19 protein-coding genes, 1 tRNA gene and 2 pseudogenes are annotated in these 20,311 nt (G+C 63.1%); 10 read left to right on the forward strand and 12 right to left on the reverse strand.

Annotated elements, in window-relative coordinates:
* Positions 1–102 precede the first annotated feature (102 nt).
* Both IVA87_RS29795 and IVA87_RS29800 read left to right on the forward strand, forming a co-directional pair.
* A complete protein-coding gene (locus IVA87_RS29795; protein ID WP_247336509.1) occupies positions 103–1,737 on the forward strand; it encodes an AAA family ATPase in 1,635 nt (544 codons plus the stop codon).
* Between the two features lie 192 nt (positions 1,738–1,929).
* Positions 1,930–2,439 carry an NUDIX hydrolase gene (locus IVA87_RS29800; RefSeq protein WP_247336512.1) on the forward strand — a complete coding sequence of 170 codons (510 nt, stop codon included), beginning with the start codon at positions 1,930–1,932 and terminating at the stop codon, positions 2,437–2,439.
* Here the strand turns inward: IVA87_RS29800 and IVA87_RS29805 are convergent.
* The 5 genes from IVA87_RS29805 to IVA87_RS29825 form a co-directional block, all read right to left on the reverse strand.
* Positions 2,409–2,894, reverse strand: coding sequence for an L-2-amino-thiazoline-4-carboxylic acid hydrolase (locus IVA87_RS29805; protein WP_247336515.1), 486 nt, complete (start codon positions 2,892–2,894; stop codon positions 2,409–2,411). The two genes, IVA87_RS29800 and IVA87_RS29805, sit on opposite strands and share 31 nt — an antisense overlap.
* Positions 2,895–3,004: 110 nt before the next feature.
* On the reverse strand, positions 3,005–3,541 hold the full coding sequence (locus IVA87_RS29810; RefSeq protein WP_247299251.1) for a DUF488 domain-containing protein: 537 nt from the start codon (positions 3,539–3,541) through the stop codon (positions 3,005–3,007).
* A 27-nt stretch (positions 3,542–3,568) separates the two neighbouring features.
* Positions 3,569–3,784 (reverse strand): DUF2945 domain-containing protein, encoded by a 216-nt coding sequence (locus tag IVA87_RS29815; protein ID WP_247299250.1) that lies wholly within the window; start codon positions 3,782–3,784, stop codon positions 3,569–3,571.
* 158 nt (positions 3,785–3,942) lie between these two features.
* Positions 3,943–4,017, reverse strand: a tRNA-Val gene (locus IVA87_RS29820).
* A 73-nt stretch (positions 4,018–4,090) separates the two neighbouring features.
* Complete coding sequence (locus IVA87_RS29825; protein WP_200296331.1) at positions 4,091–4,450, reverse strand: response regulator; 360 nt, start codon at positions 4,448–4,450, stop codon at positions 4,091–4,093.
* Between the two features lie 329 nt (positions 4,451–4,779).
* Between IVA87_RS29825 and IVA87_RS29830 the strand changes: the two genes are divergently transcribed.
* The 3 genes from IVA87_RS29830 (at position 4,780) to IVA87_RS29840 (ending at position 7,966) form a co-directional block, all read left to right on the forward strand.
* The gene (locus IVA87_RS29830) at positions 4,780–5,670 is read left to right on the forward strand and encodes an N-formylglutamate amidohydrolase (RefSeq protein ID WP_247299248.1); all 891 of its coding nucleotides are present in this window, start codon (positions 4,780–4,782) and stop codon (positions 5,668–5,670) included.
* 523 nt (positions 5,671–6,193) lie between these two features.
* On the forward strand, positions 6,194–6,976 hold the full coding sequence (gene hisN, locus IVA87_RS29835; protein WP_247299246.1) for a histidinol-phosphatase: 783 nt from the start codon (positions 6,194–6,196) through the stop codon (positions 6,974–6,976).
* Between the two features lie 21 nt (positions 6,977–6,997).
* Positions 6,998–7,966 (forward strand): tripartite tricarboxylate transporter substrate binding protein, encoded by a 969-nt coding sequence (locus IVA87_RS29840; protein WP_247299244.1) that lies wholly within the window; start codon positions 6,998–7,000, stop codon positions 7,964–7,966.
* A gap of 7 nt (positions 7,967–7,973) precedes the next feature.
* On the opposite strand, the pseudogene IVA87_RS29845 reads toward IVA87_RS29840, so the two are convergent.
* Positions 7,974–8,231: pseudogene (locus IVA87_RS29845) on the reverse strand (NADH-quinone oxidoreductase subunit D); the annotation flags it as partial.
* A 136-nt stretch (positions 8,232–8,367) separates the two neighbouring features.
* Between IVA87_RS29845 and IVA87_RS29850 the strand changes: the two are divergent.
* Positions 8,368–8,601: a DUF3551 domain-containing protein gene (locus tag IVA87_RS29850; RefSeq protein WP_247299242.1), complete on the forward strand. Its 234-nt coding sequence runs from the start codon at positions 8,368–8,370 to the stop codon at positions 8,599–8,601.
* A 107-nt stretch (positions 8,602–8,708) separates the two neighbouring features.
* Positions 8,709–9,077, forward strand: coding sequence for a hypothetical protein (locus tag IVA87_RS29855; protein WP_247299240.1), 369 nt, complete (start codon positions 8,709–8,711; stop codon positions 9,075–9,077).
* 8 nt (positions 9,078–9,085) lie between these two features.
* Here the strand turns inward: IVA87_RS29855 and IVA87_RS29860 are convergent, their stop codons facing one another.
* The 4 genes and pseudogenes from IVA87_RS29860 to IVA87_RS29875 all read right to left on the reverse strand — a co-directional run bounded on the left by IVA87_RS29860 (position 9,086) and on the right by IVA87_RS29875 (position 12,733).
* A complete protein-coding gene (locus tag IVA87_RS29860) occupies positions 9,086–9,946 on the reverse strand; it encodes an SIR2 family protein (RefSeq protein WP_247299238.1) in 861 nt (286 codons plus the stop codon).
* A complete protein-coding gene (locus tag IVA87_RS29865; protein ID WP_247336521.1) occupies positions 9,915–10,433 on the reverse strand; it encodes an NUDIX hydrolase in 519 nt (172 codons plus the stop codon). Before IVA87_RS29865 ends, IVA87_RS29860 begins: the two co-directional genes overlap by 32 nt.
* A gap of 76 nt (positions 10,434–10,509) precedes the next feature.
* Positions 10,510–11,294, reverse strand: a pseudogene (locus IVA87_RS29870) (succinate dehydrogenase iron-sulfur subunit).
* Between the two features lie 548 nt (positions 11,295–11,842).
* Positions 11,843–12,733: a LysR substrate-binding domain-containing protein gene (locus IVA87_RS29875; protein WP_247336524.1), complete on the reverse strand. Its 891-nt coding sequence runs from the start codon at positions 12,731–12,733 to the stop codon at positions 11,843–11,845.
* Positions 12,734–12,823: 90 nt separating this feature from the next.
* On the opposite strand from IVA87_RS29875, the gene IVA87_RS29880 reads away from it, so the two are divergent.
* The gene (locus tag IVA87_RS29880) at positions 12,824–13,576 is read left to right on the forward strand and encodes a sulfite exporter TauE/SafE family protein (RefSeq protein WP_247299230.1); all 753 of its coding nucleotides are present in this window, start codon (positions 12,824–12,826) and stop codon (positions 13,574–13,576) included.
* Positions 13,577–13,582: 6 nt separating this feature from the next.
* On the opposite strand, the gene IVA87_RS29885 is transcribed toward IVA87_RS29880, so the two are convergent.
* Positions 13,583–14,215 carry a LysE family translocator gene (locus IVA87_RS29885; RefSeq protein WP_247336527.1) on the reverse strand — a complete coding sequence of 211 codons (633 nt, stop codon included), beginning with the start codon at positions 14,213–14,215 and terminating at the stop codon, positions 13,583–13,585.
* A 209-nt stretch (positions 14,216–14,424) separates the two neighbouring features.
* On the opposite strand from IVA87_RS29885, the gene IVA87_RS29890 reads away from it, so the two are divergent.
* Together IVA87_RS29890 and IVA87_RS29895 are read left to right on the forward strand one after the other, a co-directional pair.
* Complete coding sequence (locus tag IVA87_RS29890) at positions 14,425–16,221, forward strand: tetratricopeptide repeat protein (protein ID WP_247299226.1); 1,797 nt, start codon at positions 14,425–14,427, stop codon at positions 16,219–16,221.
* Positions 16,222–16,394: 173 nt separating this feature from the next.
* On the forward strand, positions 16,395–19,169 hold the full coding sequence (locus IVA87_RS29895) for a di-heme-cytochrome C peroxidase (RefSeq protein WP_247336530.1): 2,775 nt from the start codon (positions 16,395–16,397) through the stop codon (positions 19,167–19,169).
* A gap of 98 nt (positions 19,170–19,267) precedes the next feature.
* Here the strand turns inward: IVA87_RS29895 and IVA87_RS29900 are convergent, their stop codons facing one another.
* On the reverse strand, positions 19,268–20,215 hold the full coding sequence (locus IVA87_RS29900; protein WP_247299222.1) for an alpha/beta hydrolase: 948 nt from the start codon (positions 20,213–20,215) through the stop codon (positions 19,268–19,270).
* Between the last annotated feature and the right edge of the window lie 96 nt (positions 20,216–20,311).

Genomic DNA, 20,311 nt, shown 5'->3' on the forward strand with positions numbered 1-20,311 from the left:
GACCAGCTCCGACGACCCGAGCGCTCCCAGCAGAGCACGCCGATCAAAGGGGTCCCTTTTGGATGCCGATAGGGGGTCCCAGTCGAACGCCGATTGACAGCCTTGAGACGCTTCGTCGGGCGCGAGACCGAACTTGGCGCGCTTCGCGCATCCATTTCACCTAGCGCACCGAGCACGTCGCTGTATTTCATCCACGGGCCCGGCGGCATCGGAAAGACCACCTTGCTGGAGCGGCTGCGCGCCGAAGCGGTCACAAGCGACGTCGGCTTTTTCATGATTGATGCCGCGGGTATTCCACCGAGACCGGAGGCGCTCATTGGTGCCGCAAGAAGCGCAATTGAACCGGACAGTAAGGCCGACGGTATCGACGTGCTTGCTTCAGGCCGGCTGGTATCCGGTCGCAACGTGCTGGTGATCGATTCGTTTGAACACCTTGAGCCCGCCAGCGGCTGGGTGCGCGATACGTTGCTCCCAAGCTTGCCTTCGCAAACGACCGTGGTGTTGGCCGGACGTCAACCGCCTGACTCGCATTGGACCGCGCATCCCCTGTGGTGCACAGCAATGCAATGCATCGGCCTGGATTCTCTTTCCCGCACGGATTCGGCGCATCTGCTCACGGCTTACGGTGTCGGGGAGGACGCGCATGCCGCGATCCTCGATCTCTGCCACGGACATCCGCTAGCTTTGGTCATGCTCGCTGCCGAGGTTCGGCGCGCGGATCATGTCCCTCAAGGATTGGGTCCGGATATTGTCCGGGAGTTAACCCGCCGCTGCGTCGCCGAAGCCCCAACCCCGCAGCACCGGACAGCGCTTGAAGTCTGTGCACAGGCATTGACAACGACGGCCCCGTTGTTGTCCGACGTCGTGGATTCGGCAAGTGCGCCCATGCTGTTCGAGTGGCTCGCTATGCAGAATTATGTGCGAGTCAGCCCCCACGGCCTTCAGCCGCATGAACTGGTGCGGGCGGCGATTGATGAAGAACTGCGTTGGCGAGACCCTCAGGCCTTACGACGACTTCAACATTCGATCAGTCGGCATTTGATTCGGCGCCTCCGCGACGGCCGGGACATCTTGCGGACCGGAGTCGAATTACAGTTCCTTGGCCGCCATTCGCCGCTGATGCAGCGCTACTTCGACTATCCCACGATGGGTAGCATAACAGTGGGTCCAGCGACGGAAGCTGACTCGAGCGGCATCGCACGCTTGCGTGATGGTGCGCTGCCGCCCGCCGAACGCGTGTTGTTTGAACATTGGAGCCGACACAGCGCCACCCGCGCGCTCGTGGCGCGCCAACGCGATGGCATGGTTTGTGGGGTGACCTTGGTGCTGCGGCTCGACGGACTGGACGACCGCAGCGCCGCGATTGATCCGGTCGTGGATGCCGTGTGCGGGGTGCTGGGCGACGGACTTCATGATCCGGATGGGATAGCCGTATCGTTGATGTCCAGGTTTACGATACCGGAGGGCGAAAGACGCGGATTGAATCCGGCGATGAACGCCTTGCAGATTTGTCACTCCACCCTTTGGGCGACCGAGCGCAATCTAAGGTTCTATGTCGTGGTTTCCGTCCACCCCGATCATTTTGCGCCTCTCCTCGAAGGCACAGGCTTCCTGCGCATGCCCGCCTGCGATCTCGTCATCGACGGCCTGCCCATCGGCTGCTTCGTCCGGAACTGGCAAACGGAACCCTGGCTGGAGTGGCGCGATCGGATGCTCGCAATGGCGCCGTCCCCTTAAGAGGAGACAACCGCTTGTTGCCGACACCTAAGGAGCCGCCGCGTTTAGATCCAGCGGCCCCCGCAAGCTGCTCTGGCGCCAATCGATGAAGGCCCTCCTTGAGGCGGCTGATGATTGCGGTGTGCTCGCAACGACGAAGCGAAAGCAACACGGCGCGTTGCACAGAGGCCGGAGGCGGACTAACGGTGCCCCATGACCAGATGGCGTCCTCATGCCCATATCAGGGTCGTCGCGATCGGCCTGCATTGGCGGGACGGACGCCTGCTGGCGGCCGAGGTTCGTGACGATGCAGGCCGGATCAAGGGCGTGCGCCCGCTCGGCGGCGAGATCGAGTTCGGCGAAAGCTGGCGGGCTGCCCTGGCGCGCGAATTCAACGAAGAGCTCGGCGTCGACGTCGTCCTCAAAGGCGAGCCCTTGATGCTGGAGAATATCTTCGCGCACGAGGGAGCAACCGGGCACGAGGTGATGTTCATCTCCGAGGTCGAGTTTCCCGATGCTGCATTCCGCGATCACGACCACATCGATTTCAGGGAGGACAACGGCGCGCACGTCGTCGCCCGCTGGTTCGATCTCGCCGATCTCGACGTGGAAGGTGCCCCGAGCCTGTTTCCGACCGGGCTGAAAGACCTGCTGCTGGGGCAAAAGACGCGTCGGCGTGAGAGGCGCTCCCTTCACCGGCGCTCGCCGGAGTCGCGTCGGTAGCGGAAGTCGCAATGATCGGCGCCTTGCATGATGGTCTGCGTGCGCGTGAGCGTGATGTCAGGGCCGAAGCCATCTGCTGTCGCAAAGTCGGCGGTGCAGATCAGGAGAAAGCCGAGCTCGGGCTCGCCGAGCGCCTTGTAGAACTCGGCATAAGCGCATCGTTTCACGTCGAAGGCGAAGACGTCTTTGGACTGCTCGATGACGTCATAGGCGAGCGCGTCGCCGCGGGCATAGGTCGTGAAGGCGGACCCGACCGCCTGGCCGAGGTCTGTCTCGTTCTTGTTCAGGTTCTTCGATTTCCAGAATTCCTCGCCGAAGCCGCGATAGAGATCGCCGAGCGCCTTGCGCACCAGCGCGTTGGCGCGCGCCTCGCCGAGCTCGGCCTGCAATGCCTTGACCAGCGGCACCAGCACCTGCGCCTGGATTTTTGCCTGTTCGATGACGGACACGCTCATGGGCAGCCTCGCGTCTTGGATCAAGGCCGTAGATTTATGAGTGACGGTGACGACCATCACCGCAGAGGATCTACGACTGCGGCAAGAATAGCCGCGATAGCGACGATTGGCTAACTTTCCGCAGGATAAACCAAGCTGCCGTCAGCCATAACGCGCGCCGCCGGGTTCATCTCGGCCGGTTTGACCTGCCCTGGTCCCAGAATGTGAAACACGGTTTCGCCGGCGGCGAGCAGATAATCGGTGATGATGCGTCGGTGACATCGCCACCATAATGTTTCCGCGCACATGATGGCGCAGCGCTGCGTCTGCCCGAGATCGCGCAAATGAGCCAGACCATCGTGAAAGGCCGCGCTCATGGCGTGGTCGGCATAATTATGAAAGCTGCCGTTCTGCCAGAAAGCATTGGTCTCGCGCGGCACCTCGCCCTTGCGGCTGCGCAGGCCGCCGAGCGAGGCGATATGCTCGTAGCCGATCGAAACGGCCGCGAGCGACTCCGGCAGCGTGTCGCGATTATACTGCGGATTGGTGCGCGAGCGGGGAACGGTGCGAACGTCGGCCAGATATGTGATCGAGCTGCCTCGCAGCAACTCGACGAATTCCCCAATCGAACGCGTGGCATGACCGATGGTGAAGAAGGGATGAGCCATGGGGATGCCTTGCCCACCTCACGTTCGTCAGCTCTGCAACAATCGCAACGCCTTGCCCTTGTCCAGGGCGACGTGATCGGTCTTATCGCTCTTGATCTCGTATTGCGGATCGTCCGGCGTGGCGTGGTGGACGTAGCCCTTGTAGTCGACGTTCGCGGTGTGCACGCGCAGGATACGGCCGCGCACGCGGCCGGCCTCCGAATTCCAGCTGACGTGGTCGCCGCGCTTGAAGGTTTTCGGCATGGCGGACCAATACCGATGGCATCGGGCTGTTCCAGGGACACCCCAGTCCGTCTACGCTTCGCGTTAGTATCCGTTGAATCGTGGCTTGCCGGCGATAAGCCCGCCTGCGCCCTTTGGGCTTCGGCGTGGCATCCTTCTCTCGCTTCGCGAGCGAAGGATGGTGGGCACGACAGGGATCGAACCTGTGACCCCTACCATGTCAAGGTAGTGCTCTCCCGCTGAGCTACGTGCCCTAGAGGTCGTCTAGATCGGGTGGGGTCCCTATAACGGCTCAGGGGAGCCTGTGCAAGGACGGAAGGGGCCGATTCAGGCCGCCAGCATCTTGTTCACTTCGCTGACCAATTCGCGCAGATGGACGGGTTTGGACAGTACCTTGGCATTCTTGGGGGCGTCCGAATCCGAGTTCAGGGCCACCGCGGCGAAGCCGGTGATGAACATGATTTTTATGTCGGGGTCGAGTTCCGAGGCGCGGCGGGCGAGCTCGATGCCGTCCATCTCCGGCATCACGATGTCGGTCAGCAGCATCTCGAACGGTTCTTCCCGTAACCGCTGATAGGCGGCCAGGCCGTTGTCGTGGGACGAGACCTGAAAACCGGCGTTTTCCAGCGCCTTGACCAGGAAGCGGCGCATGTCGTTGTCGTCTTCGGCGAGCAGGATCTTTGGCATGGCAGGAAACGTCGAATCCCCAGAGGATATCAGCAGAGGTCACTAAGCCCGACAGAGGGTAAATTTGGGGTGAAAATCTTAACCCTGAGACAGCTGCCACTGCCGGTCCCTTGTGAACCGGAATGCAGATCGAATCAATCGAGCCGCCGACGCATCCCCACCTCCCTGCCCGCACGGTTAAGACGTGTTCCAACGGCCATCGCATCTTTTCGCTTGGCAGAATGGTTGCGATTCCGGACAATGACGACACATAAGAGCCGCTCGATCGGCCGAATCAATGCGATCTGGACCACGCCAGATCCCGGCGCGAAGGGACGAAGCCTGAGAAGATGACCCGGTTTGACGGCGCGACGTCGCCAGCCTTTGAGATCGTGGAGCCCGCGCAATGGCGTGCCCCGGTCATCTTCAACTCGCCCCATTCCGGCTCGACCTATCCGGACGAATTCCTCAGCGCCTCCAGAATCGATCTGCCGACGCTGCGGCGGTCCGAAGATTCCTTCATGGACGAGCTGATCGGCCATTTGAGCGATCGCGGCTTTCCCACCGTGCGGGTCAACTTTCCCCGCTCCTATGTCGACGTCAACCGCGAGCCCTATGAGCTCGACCCGCGCATGTTCACAGGCCGTCTGCCAAGCTTTGCCAATACCCGCTCGATGCGGGTCGCCGGGGGTCTCGGCACCATTCCGCGCGTGGTCGGTGACGGACAGGAGATCTACCGCGACCGCATCCTGGTCGACGACGCGCTGGGGCGGATCGAGACGCTGTATAAGCCCTACCATCGCGCGCTGCGCCGGCTGATTAACAAGGTACACCAGATGTTCGGCACCGTGGTGCTGGTCGACTGCCACTCGATGCCCTCGGTCGGCGTCTCCCGCGACGAGCCGCGCCGGCCCGATATCGTGATCGGCGACCGCTACGGCACGAGCTGCACGCCGCTGCTTCCCGACCGCGTCGAGGAGACCATGACGGGGCTCGGCTATTCGATCGGCCGCAACAAGCCCTATGCCGGCGGCTTCATCACCGAGCATTACGGCAACCCCGCAAGCGGCTTGCACGCCGTGCAGCTCGAGCTCAATCGCGCGATCTACATGGACGAACGGCGGCGCGAGCGCGGTCCGCGCTTTGCGCAAGTCGCAAGCGACTTCGCCATCCTCGCCGACGTGCTGGCGGCCACGATCCCGTTCGGCGATCTCGGCCCGTTCCAGGCCGCAGCGGAATAGCTTGGATTTTTCCGGAACGATCCGGGCCGTGAGCAACGGCGGGCGCGTTTCGCTTCGCATCGCCGGCGCGCTGAAAACGAAAACAGGCTCCGAAAGAAAAAAGGGCCGCTTCTGATGAAGAAGCGGCCCAAGTCTAGGGAGGAAACGCCCAAGGAGGGCAGCGGTAACGCAAAGCGCTACCGCACCGCAACAATATGCGACCGCGCCGCACAAAGTGCAAGGGCTTTTGAGCGATTTCCCATGCAAAACACACATGGCTCAGTTGCTTCTATGGAAACCCAGATTCACTTCCATTGATAAGGAAATTCAATGGGTTGATAGGTGTTTGCATACGAACGAGGCATCATTGGAACTAAGTTTTCAACGCTGTGATCGATATTTGGCCAAGAGATGACTGAGATGAGGCAGCCGGCTTGCGGCATTCAAAATACCAGGGAGCATTCAAAGACAGCGCTGCAAGATTGTGCCGATTTGAGCTAGGCAGAAGCGAGCTTCATTCGACTTTCGCTTTCGAGGATACGCCGTGACGGTGATCGACTTCTCAGCTTTCATCGGACGGCTCGCCACCGTCTCCGGCGAAACCATCCTGCCGTTCTTCCGCACCTCATTGTCGGTCGACGACAAGAGCAAGACCAAGGATTTCGATCCCGTGACGGAAGCCGACCGCGCCGCGGAGGCAGTGATGCGGCGGCTGATCAAGGCCAGCTTTCCCCAGCACGGCATCGTCGGCGAGGAGTTCGGCAATGAGCGCGACGACGCCGACTATGTCTGGGTGCTCGACCCCATCGACGGCACGAAATCCTTCATCGGCGGCTTTCCGATCTGGGGCACCCTGATCGCGCTGCTGCACAAGGGCGCGCCAGTGTTCGGCATGATGCACCAACCCTTCATCGGCGAACGCTTCTCCGGCGACAACGGCTTGGCCAATTACAAGGGGCCCTCCGGCGAGCGGCGGCTCCAGGTCCGGCGCTGCGCCTCGCTCTCGCAAGCCACGACCTACACCACCAGCCCGCTGCTGATGAACGAGCGCGACCGCGCCATCTTTGGCCGCATCGAGCAGGGCGCGCGGCTGTCGCGCTATGGCGGCGATTGCTATTCCTATTGCATGCTCGCGGCCGGCCATGTCGACCTCGTGGTCGAGACCGAGCTGAAGCCCTACGACATCGCGGCGCTGATCCCGATCGTGACCGGCGCCGGCGGCATCGTCACCACCTGGGAAGGCAAGCCGGCCCAGGGGGGCGGCCGCATCATCGCGGCTGGCGACCCCAGGGTCCACGAAGAAGCACTCAAGCTATTGAACCAATAACAACGCGAGCGGAGGGCTTGCATGACCGTCTCACGCAGGCTGCTCCTCGGATTGTTCCTGCTTCTACTGCCGACGCTCGCCTCCGCGCAGAATTTTCCGGCCAAGCCGATCAAGCTGATCGTGCCGTTCCCGGCCGGCGGTCCCAACGATATCATCGCCCGGGTGATCGGCCAGCGCATGTCGAAACTGTCGGGACAGCCGGTGCTGATCGACAATCGCGGCGGCCAGGGCGGCGTGCTCGGCACTGACGCCGTCTCCAAGGCCGCGCCCGACGGCTACACCGTCGCGATCTCCTCAGCCGGCGCGCTGGCGATCAGCCCGAGTATGGAGAAGGTCGCCTACGACACGCTCAACGATCTCACGCCGGTGACGCTGGTTGCGACCGTGCCGGAAATGCTGGTGGTCGCGACCAACGTGCCCGCCAAGGACATCGGCGAGTTGATTGCGCTCGCCAGGGCGCAGCCGGGAAAGCTCAACTTCGCCTCCTCCGGCCCCGGCAGCCTACCGCATCTCGCCGGCGAATTGTTCAAGCTGACGGCGAAGATCGACATCGTGCACGTGCCGTATCGCGGCGCCGCGCCGGCGGTGAACGATCTTCTGGGACAGCAGGTGCAGATGACGTTCCTCGACCTGCCGGTGCTGCTGCCGCAGGTCAAGGCCGGCGCCTTGCGCCCCATTGCGGTCGGCTCGGCCGAGCGCGCACCGACCGCGCCCGACGTGCCGACCACCGCGGAAGCGGGATTTCCCGCGCTACGTATCGAGAACTGGTACGGCATGGTCGCCCCCAAGGGCACACCGAACGAGATCGTCGCCGCGCTGCATGCTCTTGCGACGAAGGCGATGGCCGATCCGGCGGTGAAGGAGAAGCTCGCAGCCCAAGGCGCGACGCTGATCGGCGATGAGCCGGAGCATTTTCGCAGCTTCATCGCGGATGAGACCAAGAAGTGGGCGAAGGTGATCAAGGACGCCGGCGTGGAGACGGCAAAGTAAAGCCCACAGACGCCGGAAATAGTTTGTCGAGCCGGTCGAAATACGGAATTGCGTGGAGGTATGCCTTGGCCTCTATCAGCTTCTCGCTGCCTCGACGCAGCAAATCCGATATGGGGATCGACGCGCGCGGCGACCTCGCTGTCGAGCGCGAGCACGAGCCGCAGCACGCTATTGGTCGCGGATGCTGAGGACCAAATTGATGCTGAAGTTCTGAGGCTCGAAGACTGTTCGGGTATCCTGCTTCCGATCGAGACGTTGCAGCGATTACCCTAGCCGCGATCCACTGCGAGCGGCTTCATACAGGTTAATCGCACGCTTGAATCCCTGGGACGCGCGTGCTGCGCGCCCTTTTTGGAACGCAGCCTCACCGGCCGCGTTCATTGTCGAAATTGGAGATTTCAATGAAACATCGTTTGCTGATGATTGCCGCCGTCCTGTCGTTTGTGACGAGCTTCGGCCCTGCGACGGCGGTCGCACAGGATCGCTACTGCCTCCAGGGCCGGATTTGGGGCTATCCGGGCAATTGCCAGTTCGCCAGCTACGCTCAGTGCATGGCGACCGCATCGGGCACGCAGGCCTATTGCGGCATCAACCCTCGACATGCCTACGCACGCCGCCACAGGGGATACCGGTGATCAGCCTGAATCAGACCGACAACCGGGGCCCGCCTTGACTGACCGCGCCGCTGAGCCGAGCGGCGCCGAGACAGCAGAGCGCCAGCTCACCGCCGTAACGGATCGAAATGGATCACATTCTGGCCAGTTGCGGCTTCCTCCCTGAGTTCGCGCCAGTGCAGATTGCCGGCCGGTGGCTCGGCGATGAAGCTGCAGCCGAGCGCAAAAGCGACCTGACCTACGGCAACCAGACATTTCAGCGCCTGGGCCATGCCCTGGAAGCCCGCCAGCTTCGCGCGGAGCTGCAGGACCTTGTTTGCGACGACCTCGTCGATCTCCAGGGCTACCGCCAGGGTCGCGAAGAGGCCGGACCTGAAAAATCCTTTGATCTTTCGGAAGCGGTGGCGCAGCGGTGGCGGGCGGGCCTTCTGGATATGCAATATGCAGCAAGCGTCGCTCCGATCCGGAACGGGATCTGCACCGTGCGCCGGCGATAGCGATCGCTCTAGGAGCTTCGATCGATACGCTGACGCACGTCGAGGAGAAATCGGGTCAGACCATCGTCGGCGGCCATTCCCTCAGGCGGCGCAATGGTCGTGATGCCCCAGTTCGCCAATACGGCTTCCTGCACCGGATTGCGCTGGGCGACGAACACGAAGGATTTCGGCCGGTCCTGTCGGTGCCCGGATTCATCCCAAATCTGCCAAATCCGGTGCAGCAGCAGCCGTATGTTTGGATCGGACATGCTGTAGCCGACGAAGAGCAGCGTGCTTCCCAAAGCATCGGCGCGAAAACGGATATCGAGCGGGGAATTGAATGCGAGCCGGTTGAGAAAGTCGGTCTCGGTCAGAACGAGCGAGGCATCATCGTCGAAGTCGCCGTGGAATTTGATGATGTGCGTGACGCCGGCGCCAGCGCTCGCGATCTCCTTCGCGTTGCTGATCTTCGCGTATGGCTTTTTCAGAACATCGAAGGCAGTCTCGAGATTGCGATCGTAGTTCGTTGTGTAGATGACCGGAAAATCGAGCTCGACGATGATCCGGTGGAGCTCCGAGGTGGCGATTCTCTCTGGATCGACGCGCCAATTGCGATCGAGCCAGCTGCGGAGCGGGCCGATGCCCCCACGCTTCAGCCGGTAATACTCCGCAAGCATCTGATAGCCGCCGTGCATTCCCTCGAGGACGTCCCGTTCGAGGCCGAGATCGTCGAGCAGATGCTCGATCAGGGACTGCCAGGATGGCAATCCGACGGCCATCGAGACGCCGGCGCCGACGAACAGCACCGCGCGACGTCGTTCTATGGCCGCAGCCAGAACTTCGTGAGGCGGCCGCTCCTCAGATGCAAGCCTTGTCGGTCTTTGCTTCATCTAGCTTGAATGATTGCGCGGGACGCTGGTTCCTGGACAAGAAAGCCCGCCTGCCGCTCAGCAGCGAGGACGCACCCTTTTCCGTTCGCGCCGCGAAGCGGGCAATCAACCGCCGGAGCTCCGCTTTGTGCACCAGACGCGCCGCCGTTTCCGGGGAGACCCAGATCGCTTCCCGCTCCCCTTTTTCGGGCCACCAACGCTCCTGACCATGGACCTTCATGGGGAAGACGGCAACGTCCATGGTCCGCTTGCGGTCGCCCTTCCGTTTGCGATGCTTGAAGCTGCCCATCGCGCGTGTCGCAATGATGCCGACCAGACCCGCCTCCTCGTAGGCCTCCAGCGCAGCCGTGAGATGCGGCTCATTGTTGCGCATCGGCGATCCCTTGGGGACACTCCATCTGCGCTTGCGCCTGGTCGTGATCAGCATCACGCGCAGTTCGGAATTATCCAGACGAAACGGCAAAGCGGCGAACTGCTTCTTTCCCATCAAACTCCTCCGTTCGGAGATTGATAAGCAAGCGCCGCAGGCATGGTTCCTGTCTGCGGAGTGGCGTCTGCAGCGATCAGAACTTCCGCTCGACCATCTTGAGGCGCAGGGCGGCGATGGCTTCTCCCGGGTTGAGACCTTTCGGACATGCCTTGGCGCAATTGAGGATGGTGTGGCAGCGATAGATCCTGAAAGGGTCCTCGAGCATGTCGAGGCGCTCGCCTGTGGCTTCGTCCCGGCTGTCGTTGATCCATCGCGCGGCCTGAATCAGGGCCGCCGGGCCCAGGAAGCGCTCGGAATTCCACCAGTAGCTCGGGCACGACGTCGAGCAGCAGGCACAGAGAATGCACTCGTACAGGCCATCGAGCTTTGCCCGATCCTCGAGGCTTTGCCGCCATTCCCTCTGAGGCATGGGCGAACTGGTCTGCAGCCACGGCTCGATGAGGGCGAGTTGCGCATAGAAGTTCGTCAGGTCCGGCACCAGATCCTTCACCACGGGCTGATGCGGCAAGGGCAGCACGCGGAGCGGCTCACCATCCCGGATATCCTCGCTCATGGATTGGTGCAGGCCAGCGTGTTCTGGCCGGCGATGTTCATCGAGCATGAGCCGCACACGCCCTCGCGGCAGGATCGCCTGAACGTCAAGGTCGAGTCGACGTTGTTTTTGATCCAGATCAGGCCGTCCAGCACCATCGGCCCGCAATCCGTCGTGTCGACAAAGTAGGTGTCGAGCCGGGGATTGCGGCCATCGTCGGGATTCCAGCGATAGATGTGAAACTCGCGCAAGCTTTTGCTGCGCGGCTTTGGCCAGACCGTTCCTTGCCCGATGCGGGAGTTTCTTGGAAGCCTGAACTCCACCATGGTCACCTCCTCCGTCAGATCGGCACAGAGCAACGCAACTGCAGAAGATCATCCAGCAAGAGACCGAATAAGATGACCCTGAATGCCGGCGCTGTCGCGAGCAGCATCTGATGCCTTGCATTGATGACCCGTGCGCGAACCGGCACTTTTGCCGCGAGAAACAAGCCATCTCTCGCGCAAACGTTCCTATGACGATCGCGCCTCCGCGGCGCGAGGCTTGCGCATCGAAGCAGCCAATCCATCGAGACCAACCTGCGTTAAACGGCCAAGACGCTGGTTGGCACCAACGCCTGCTCCATGTCGATCTTCTCGACGAAGTAGGAACGTTCGACGCGGCGATGCGTCTGTCGTCCACGCACTGGAGATGCAATCTGCTGCAAGGATCGTTTTTGCCCGCTCTTGGCAGGCTCGGCTTGTCGACTACGCGGCAAGCGCCAGAACCATTTCGCAGAGAGACTTCCGGACGGCCACCTCATAGGTGGCGCGGGCGCGATGCAGACAACTCAGCTCGCCTTGTCGCGCACCGCAATTCCGCGGCAACACCCGACTCATGCCGCCGTGGCCCGCAAATGCTCCACCAGCATCTTCGCCAGTCTTGGCAGCGTCTTGAAGCTACGCGCGCAGATCACGAGCTTCCGGTTGGCGAAAGCATCGCGCAGGCGGACCATGGAGAGCGGCATGGTCTTGGCGCAGCGGCGGGCGGCGGCTTCGGGCACAAGCGCCACGCCGACATCGGCGGCGACCATCTGGCAGATCGCATCGAAGTCGCGCAGCCGCGCGCGGAAATGCGGGCGCATGCCGAGCCGCGCCGCATGTTTCGAAATATGCATCTGAAGCGCAGTGGCGCTGGTCAACCCGACGAAGTCACAGGCGCCCGCTTCCTGAAAGTCGATCTGGCGGCGGCCCGCGAACGGGCCGCGGCGCGACGTCACCAGCGTCAGCCGATCCTCGCTGAAGGGGAAGCGCTCGATATGCTCTGGCAGCGCGTGCTCGGCGGCAAAGCCGAGGTCGGCGGCCCCCGCGGTAATCGCCGCCGCGATATCGGTGCTCTCGCGCTCCTCGATGTCGATGGCGACGTCGGGATGTTCGCGCAGGAAGCCGGCCAGCGCTTTCGGCAGGTGCTCCGAGAGCCCTGAGGTATTGGCGAGGAAATGCACGCTGGCGCGCACGCCGCTGGCAAAGCCGGCGAGATCGCCACGCATGGCGTCGATCTGGTGGATGACGAGGCGCGCGTGATCAAGCAGGCTCTCGCCCGCCGCGGTCAGCTCGACGCCGCGGCGCCCGCGCTTGAGCAGCGCGACGCCGAGTGCATCTTCGAGGCCCTTGATGCGCGCGCTGGCCGAGGCAAGCGCCAGGTGCGACCGCTCCGCGCCGCGGGTGATGCTGCGCTGATCGGCGACCGCGATGAAGAGCTGGAGGTCGACAAGGTCGAAGCGCATGACGGTTTCTCCTCAGCCTTCGTATTCAGCGAAGGCTGTCTCCGTAACCTCCAGATTGTGCCGGCGCAAGGCTTAGGTCAATGTGCGGATATGTTCGACCCCCTTCTCATTGCCGTCGCCGCCGTGTTCCTGATCGCCGGATTCGTTAAGGGCGTCGTCGGGCTCGGCCTGCCGACGGTGTCCATGGGCCTGCTCGCGGTGAGCATGGCGCCGAGCCGCGCGATCGCCATCGTCATCGTGCCCGCGATTATCACCAACATCTGGCAGACCTTCGTCGGCCCTCATTTGCGCGACATCCTGAGGCGGCTCTGGCCGCTGATGATCGGCACCGTGATTGGATGCTGGCTCAATGCGGGCGCGCTGACCGGCCCGCATGCGCGCTACGGCACGATCGTGCTCGGCGCCCTGCTCGTCGTCTACGCGGTGATCGGCCTGAACAAATTCCAGTTCCGCGTCGCGCCTAAGAACGAGAAATGGGTCGGCGGCGTGGTCGGTGTCGTCACCGGCGTGATCTCGGCCTCGACCGGCGTGCAGGTGATCCCCTCGATGCCGTTCATGCAGGCGATCGGCATGGAGAAGGACGAACTGGTGCAGGCGCTCGGCGTGTTCTTCACAACGGCGACGCTGGCGCTCGCCTTCAACCTGACCGCCGTCGGATTGCTGACGCCCGCCAACGCCGTGCCTGGCGCCGTGGGACTCGCCATGGCCTTTGCCGGCATGTTCATCGGCCAGTCGGTACGGGCGCGGATGCCAGCGGAGGCGTTCCGCCGCTGGTTCCTGATCGCAATGATCCTGCTCGGCCTTTATCTTGCCGGCAGCGCGCTGGCGAAGGAATTTGCCTGACGGAAGTCACCGCGTCTCCAGCATGGCGACGCGGATGCCGAGATAGATGAAGAGGCCGCCGAGCGCGCGGTTGACCCAGGCGATCGCGCCCTCGGAGCTCCGCAAGCGATGGGCCGCCCTTGCCGCAAAGGCGGCCAGCACCAGGCACCACAGCGTCCCCGTGCAGATGAAGAGCAACCCGAGGGTCAGGAAGGCGAGCGGCTTGTGCGGTGAATCGGCTGCGACGAATTGCGGCAGGAAGGCGAGGAAGAACAGCGCGACCTTGGGATTGAGCGCGTTGGTTAAGACGCCCTGGAGGAAGACGCGCCGCAGCGAACTCCGTTCGCCCTCGTCCCTGACCGCCGCCAGAGCCGGGCGCGACCACAGCATCTGAAGTCCTGTGACGACCAGATAGGCCGCGCCGACCAGCTTCAGGATCGAGAACGCAGTCGATGAGGCCATCAGCAGGGCCGAAAGGCCGATCGCGGCGCCCGCGACATGGAAAAAGCAGCCGCAACTGATGCCCAGCGCGGCGGCGGCGCCGCCCCGCCAGCCCATCTGCATGCTGCGGCCGATGACATAGACGGTATCAGGGCCCGGCGTGATGTTGAGCAGCACGCCCGACAGGATGAAGAGCCAGATCTCGTGAATGCCCAGCATGTGATGCCCCCCGTCGGCCTTGAAGCGGCTTAGTCGGTTCGCCCCTCCCCGTCCACTGCCGCAATTGCGTGGAATTAACTCGAATTTGCAATGCGGATCATACTTTCGCGCGGCCCCATCTGCTTTATAAAGGCAGGGTTCTTGAAATGCGGGATTCGGGGCGACTGCCACGCCGTGGCCGATCGCAGGTCCCTTGGAGCTCCTGGGATATGGAAAGACGTCTGGCCGCCATTGTCTGCGCCGATGTCGCCGGCTATTCGCGCATGATGGGCAGCGACGAGGCCGGCACCCATGCTGCCTTCAAGGCCCATCGCAGCGCGATCCACCCCATCATCCTCAATCACGGCGGCCGTGTCGTGAAGAACACCGGCGACGGCTTCCTGCTCGAGTTTCCCTCGATCGTCGGCGCCACCGAGGCGGCGATCGCGATGCAGACGCTGATGGCGGAGCGAAACCATCATCTGCCCGCCGACCGCGCCATGCAGTTCCGGCTCGGCATCCACATGGGCGACGTCATCGCCGATGAGGACGAAGTGTTCGGTGACGACGTCAACATTGCCGTCCGCCTGGAATCGGTGGCGAGCCCGGGCGGCTTCGCCATCTCGGCGAAGGCCTATCGCGAGGCGAGCAAGCATCTCACCGTGCCGCTCACCGACGCCGGCAACCATCGCTTCAAGAACATCAAGGATGCGGTCGGAGTTTGGACCTGGACGCCCGAGGGCGCGCCGCCGCTCGCGCCCGAGCTGAGGGAGGCGTCCGCCCTTTCGCAGCAGTACCGCACCGCGATCGTCGGCGTACTGCCCTTCGCCAATCTCAGCGATGCCCAGGACGAATATTTCTCCGACGGACTCACTGAGGATTTGATCCACGCGCTGTCGCTGCAATCCTTCTACCGCGTGCTGAGCCGCAACTCGACTTTCGCCTTCAAGGGCAAGAACACGAGCACCCGGCTGATCGCGCGCGAGATCGATGCCACCTATCTGATCCAGGGCTCGGTGCGGCGCGCCGGTGCCAAGATCCGCGTCACCGCCGAGCTGATCGCTCCGGAGAGCGGCGAGCAGCTCTGGACCGGCCGCTACGACCGCGACATTGGCGACCTGTTCGCGATGCAGGACGAGATCACCACCAACCTGTCCGCCGCCATCGCCACCGAGATCGTCCGCGCCGAAGCCTCGGCGCCGGCGCGGCTCTCGACCGACGTGAGCGCCTGGGACCGCTTCCTCAAGGGATTGTCGCACTACTATCGGCAGACCAAGGAGGATTTGGCCATCGCCGTCGAGCTGTTCCGCGAGGCCATCAGCCTCGACCCCAAACTGTCGATCGCGCATGCCTATCTCGGCACGATCCAGATCCAGAGCATCCAGTTCGGCTGGGTCAAGGGCACGCGCGAGATGTGGGCCGAGGCGATGGACCTCGCCGAGACCAGCGTCCGGCTCGACCCGCGCTCCTCCTTCGCGTTCTCGCTCCTGTCCTGGGCCCACGCCATGGAGGGGCATTACGACGCCGCGATGGACGCCGCCAAGCGCGCGGTCGCACTCAACCCCTACGACAACGGCGCGCGGGGCGTGCTTGGCATCTGCCATTTCGTTATCGGCGAACACCGTGAGGCGATCGAGCTGTTCTCGATGGCGGCGCAGCGCGACAACAGCGACCCGCGCTACCAATGGGCGGCGCTGAACGCCTTCAGTCACTATCTGTTGCGCCAATATGACGCGACCCTGTCATGGGCGCGCGAGCAGCTCTACATCAACCCGAACCACATGCAGGCGCTGGCGATCCGCGCCGCGGCATTGGCCCAAATGGGACGGAGCGGCGAGGCGAGCGAGGCCGTCGGCGTGCTGATGACAAACTATCCAACCCTGAATGTCGACAGGCACTTGCGCAACTTCCACTGGAAGCGGCCTGAGGACATCGCCCATTACCGCGAGGGTCTGCTGAAGGCTGGCGTGCCGCTCGGCAAGCTGACCCTGGTGCAGAGCGACGTCAAGCGCGCCGCCGAGTCCTGACAGGGCCACGGGTCCATTGTAGTCCATTGGCAGCCTCACGTCTGCTCTTCTTTCCAAGACAGTGAAATCCGCCACACTTCGTCACACGCTGAAGTCGTATATCGTGCTGTCGGTTTGTTAGAACTTTCGCGCTCTAACGGCGCGCCTGCTTTTTCACGATTCGGATTTGGGCCATGCATCACGCCGCTTCGAAGCCGCCCTTTGACCCTTCGATCCAGGTTTCGCCAAATAATCCCTGTCCGTTCCTTCGCGGCCTCGTCGGCGAAGGCTTCATCGACGGCAAGACCGTCCCGCTCAACACGCTATCGCAGACCATTGCGAATGCGAGCGGCGAGACGGGGGTGAAGAAGATCTCGGCCCGCATCCAGGTTCGCGGCGTTGCGCTCATTGCCAACGGTATCAGTCACGTCCTGAAGACCATCTGGTCGGGCGCGCAGCTCGACGCGTTGCGCGGCGGTCCGCTCGACAAGCGAGGGGCCGGCTCGCGCATCCTCGGCGTTGACGGCAAGGTCAACGAGGACGAGATCACGCGGCTCGCGAGCTTCGGCCGGACCTACACCGATCCCAACACCGGCATCGGCGAGGTTGGCCTCAACGCCGTCGAAATCAAGACCTTCATGCGCGACAACCTCCAGCGCGCCGGCAACGCCGCACGCTGGTACGACCCGCTGCTGATGAGGTTCGAATGGCCCATCCTCCTGAAGATCATGGGCAAGGGTAAGAAGGGCGAGGAGCATTATCTCAGCGTGGCCGACGTGCGCACACTGTTCGAGCAGCGCAAATTCCCGGACCGTATCAGCCAGCGGATCGTGTCGCAGCCGCTGCTGTCGGCCTGCCAGCTCGGCTTTCGCTGGGCCGTCGCGCTCGCAGCGGTCGTGATCGGTCTCGGTCTCCTCGCCCTCATCGCGGTCGCCGAATTCCCCAACCAGATCCGTGCCATGCTGCCGCAGAAGGGCATTCTCGTGAATCTTCTGCCGCCACCCTTGCCGGCGATCCACGAAACCAAGGCCGCTTACTGGCTTGAGCAGAACTGGTCGTTGAAGGACCGGCATTGGTTCCATCATGCCAGCCAGGGCACTGCCACCTTCCCGGTGCCCTATGAGTGGTTCGTGGCGCTGGAGCAACCGCGCCTTCATCTGTTCTCGAAGCCGGGCATGATGAAGGACAGCGCCTATCTCGAGCGCTTCGGCTTCATCCCGAGCCCGCAGTCGATCCTGACCGACACGGCGACGCTGCGCCGGTTCGGCTACGCCAATGTCTACGAAACGACGCAGGTGTCGGACTGGTCGACGAGATGGACGCCGGCGGAGAACGTCGACGGCCTGCCGGTTGGCTTCGCGCGGATGACCGGTGTCGTCGATCCCGCGACGGGCCGCCGCGAAGAGGATAAGATCGGGCTGACCTGCGCGGCCTGTCATACCGGCCAGATCCATTATCAGGGCGTCGACGTCCGCTTCGACGGCGGTCCGGCGATGACCGACCTGAAGAAGCTCGAGCTCGCGACGGGCCTGTCGATCGCCTACACGCTGCACGTTCCGTTCCGCTTTCAGCGCTTCGCCGATCGCGTGCTCGGCGCTGAGGCCAGCAAGACGGACCGCGCCGCGCTCAAGCAGAAGCTCAGCACGATCGGCACCTTCCTGATCGATTGGGCAAAAACCCAGCAACAAACGATCGAAGGCAAGACGACCTGGGACGGCAAGCAGCAGAAGGATACCGAGGAAGGGTTCGGCCGGCTCGATGCCCTCAACCGCATCGGCAATCAGGTCTTTTCGCAAGATCTCGCTCTGAGCGGCGTCAAGGGATTCGAGAAGAACCTGCACGCCCAGGACGCGCCGGTCAGCTATCCCGCGATCTGGACCGTGCCGTGGTTCAAGTTCGCCCAGTACGACGCCTCGATCGAGCAGCCGCTGATCCGCAACGCCGGCGAAGCCCTCGGCGTGACGGCCCTGCTTAACCTGTCCGATGCCTATCCAGAGGACAGGCTGTGGCGCTCCTCGGTGAACATCACGACACTCGGCTGGATCGAGGACATGCTGAGAGGCCCCGATCCGTTCAAGGCCGTCGATCCTTCCTCCGGTCCGAAGTTCGGCGGCCTGCTCGCGCCGAAATGGCCCTCGCAGATCCTCGGCGATGCCTGGAGGCTGAAGCCTGATCGCGTCGAACGTGGCCGTGCGATCTACACCGAAATGTGCTCCGGATGCCATCTGCCCGCCATCGACAGCCCGGCCTTCTGGTCATCGAAGCATTGGGAGCCGAGCGGCGACAGCAAGGTCCTGAACGCGGTGACGATCCCCCTCGACGAGATCAAGACGGATCCCGAACAGTCCCTTGTCCTCAGCAAGAGGACCGTCGATGTGCCCGGCTTCCTGAAGGTGAACACGGCCGATCTCCAGAAATGGTGGCAATGCGACATCCCGACCGCAAGCACCTCGCCCAACGAGATGGTCTATGCGCTCGGCCTCATGACGGTGGTCGATCTCGTCGCCCGCAAATGGATGGACGACGAGAAGATGCCGGAGCACGAGCGGGCGAAATTGTGGAATCTCGCGCGCAAGAACTGTCTCAATCCGGCGCCTGATCCGCGCTATCGCGCGCGGCCACTGAACGGCATCTGGGCCACCGCACCTTACCTGCACAACGGTTCGGTACCTTCACTGTATTGGTTGCTGAAGCCGGCGGGCGAGCGCCCGCAAAAATTCTGCATGGGCCGCCGCGACTATGATCCGGAGACCGTCGGTTTTGCAGTCACCGCCAACGAGCGTTGCAAGACCGGCGAAACGGAATTTTCTGCGACGGGATCGGACGGCAAGCCGATCCAGGGCAACAGCGTGCTCGGCCATTCCTTCGAGCGCAAGGAAGGCGATCCGAAACGCCCCGGCGTCATCGGCCGCGCGTTCAAGGACGATGCAGAGCGCTACGATTTGATCGAGTATTTGAAGACGCTGTGAGCACCGCCATTTGCTTCGTCGCAAGAGCTCCCCGCATGGCGGAGAATGAGGATCTCTGCAGGTCCACACCTCGCACCACTCTTGCGGAAGCAGGGCTCTCACTTGAACAGCGGCGTGCCCGGCACGAAGGCGTCGAAGGCGGCCCAGAACTGGGAGCGGTAACGGTCCTGCTCCTGGAGTATCTCGTGCTTGGAGCCCGCGATGACGAGATGCGAGCCGGCGCGCAAATGATAGGCGAACTCCTCGATCGCAGCGGTGGAGACCACGGTGTCGCTGGAGGCCGCCAGCATCAGGATTGGCTGGCGGATCTCTGACGGATATTTCACGCGCTTGAAGGTTTGCATCGCGCTGAAGGCAGCGTCGGCCCAGGCCACCGTCGGGGACGCCAGTCCCAGCGTCGGATCCTCCTCCAGGATCGCGACATTGCGCGCATAGCGCACGGGATCGCTGGTCAAGGGATTGTTGATGAAGGGATCGAGCCCGGTGATGCGGCTGCTGCCGCCGGGGACATAACGGCTGCCCTGCCCGAACAGGCGCATCGTCTTTATGAGCGCGCGGGCCGGAAACGACGTGGTGCGGCCAGGCAGGTCGATCATCGGCGCCGACAGCACCATGCGGTCGAACCAGCGCTTGCCGGCATGCGCGACCCGCAGCAGCACCGTGCCGCCCATGGAATGGGCGAGCGCGAAGAACGGCGGCGGGCAATCCGGCAACACCACCTGCTGCACGAAGGTCTCGACGTCGACCTCGAAATCGGTGAAGTCGCGCACATAGCCCTTGCGCGGATCGCGCAGGCGGCGCGAGGAATGGCCCTGTCCGCGCCAGTCGATCATCGCCACCGCAAAGCCGCGGTCGCGCAAATCCCGGACCGTCTCGAAATATTTCTCGATCTGCTCGCTGCGCCCGGTGAAGATGCAGACCGTGCCCTTGCGGCCCGCCGGCGGCGCCCAGCGTGCAAAGCGCAACTCGGCACCATCGGGGGTCTTGATGGTGCCGCTGACGACGTTTTCGGGGACGGGATTGGACGGGATCGAGACCAGCGTCATAGGCGGGAAGTACTGCAAATCAAGGGGCTAAAGCGCCGAAAAGGCGCAAATGCCGCCCTCTTGAACGCCGTCTCGTTCCACCCATATCATTTTCGT

The sequence above is a fragment of the Bradyrhizobium sp. 147 genome, from assembly GCF_023073935.1.
Taxonomy (GTDB): domain Bacteria; phylum Pseudomonadota; class Alphaproteobacteria; order Rhizobiales; family Xanthobacteraceae; genus Bradyrhizobium.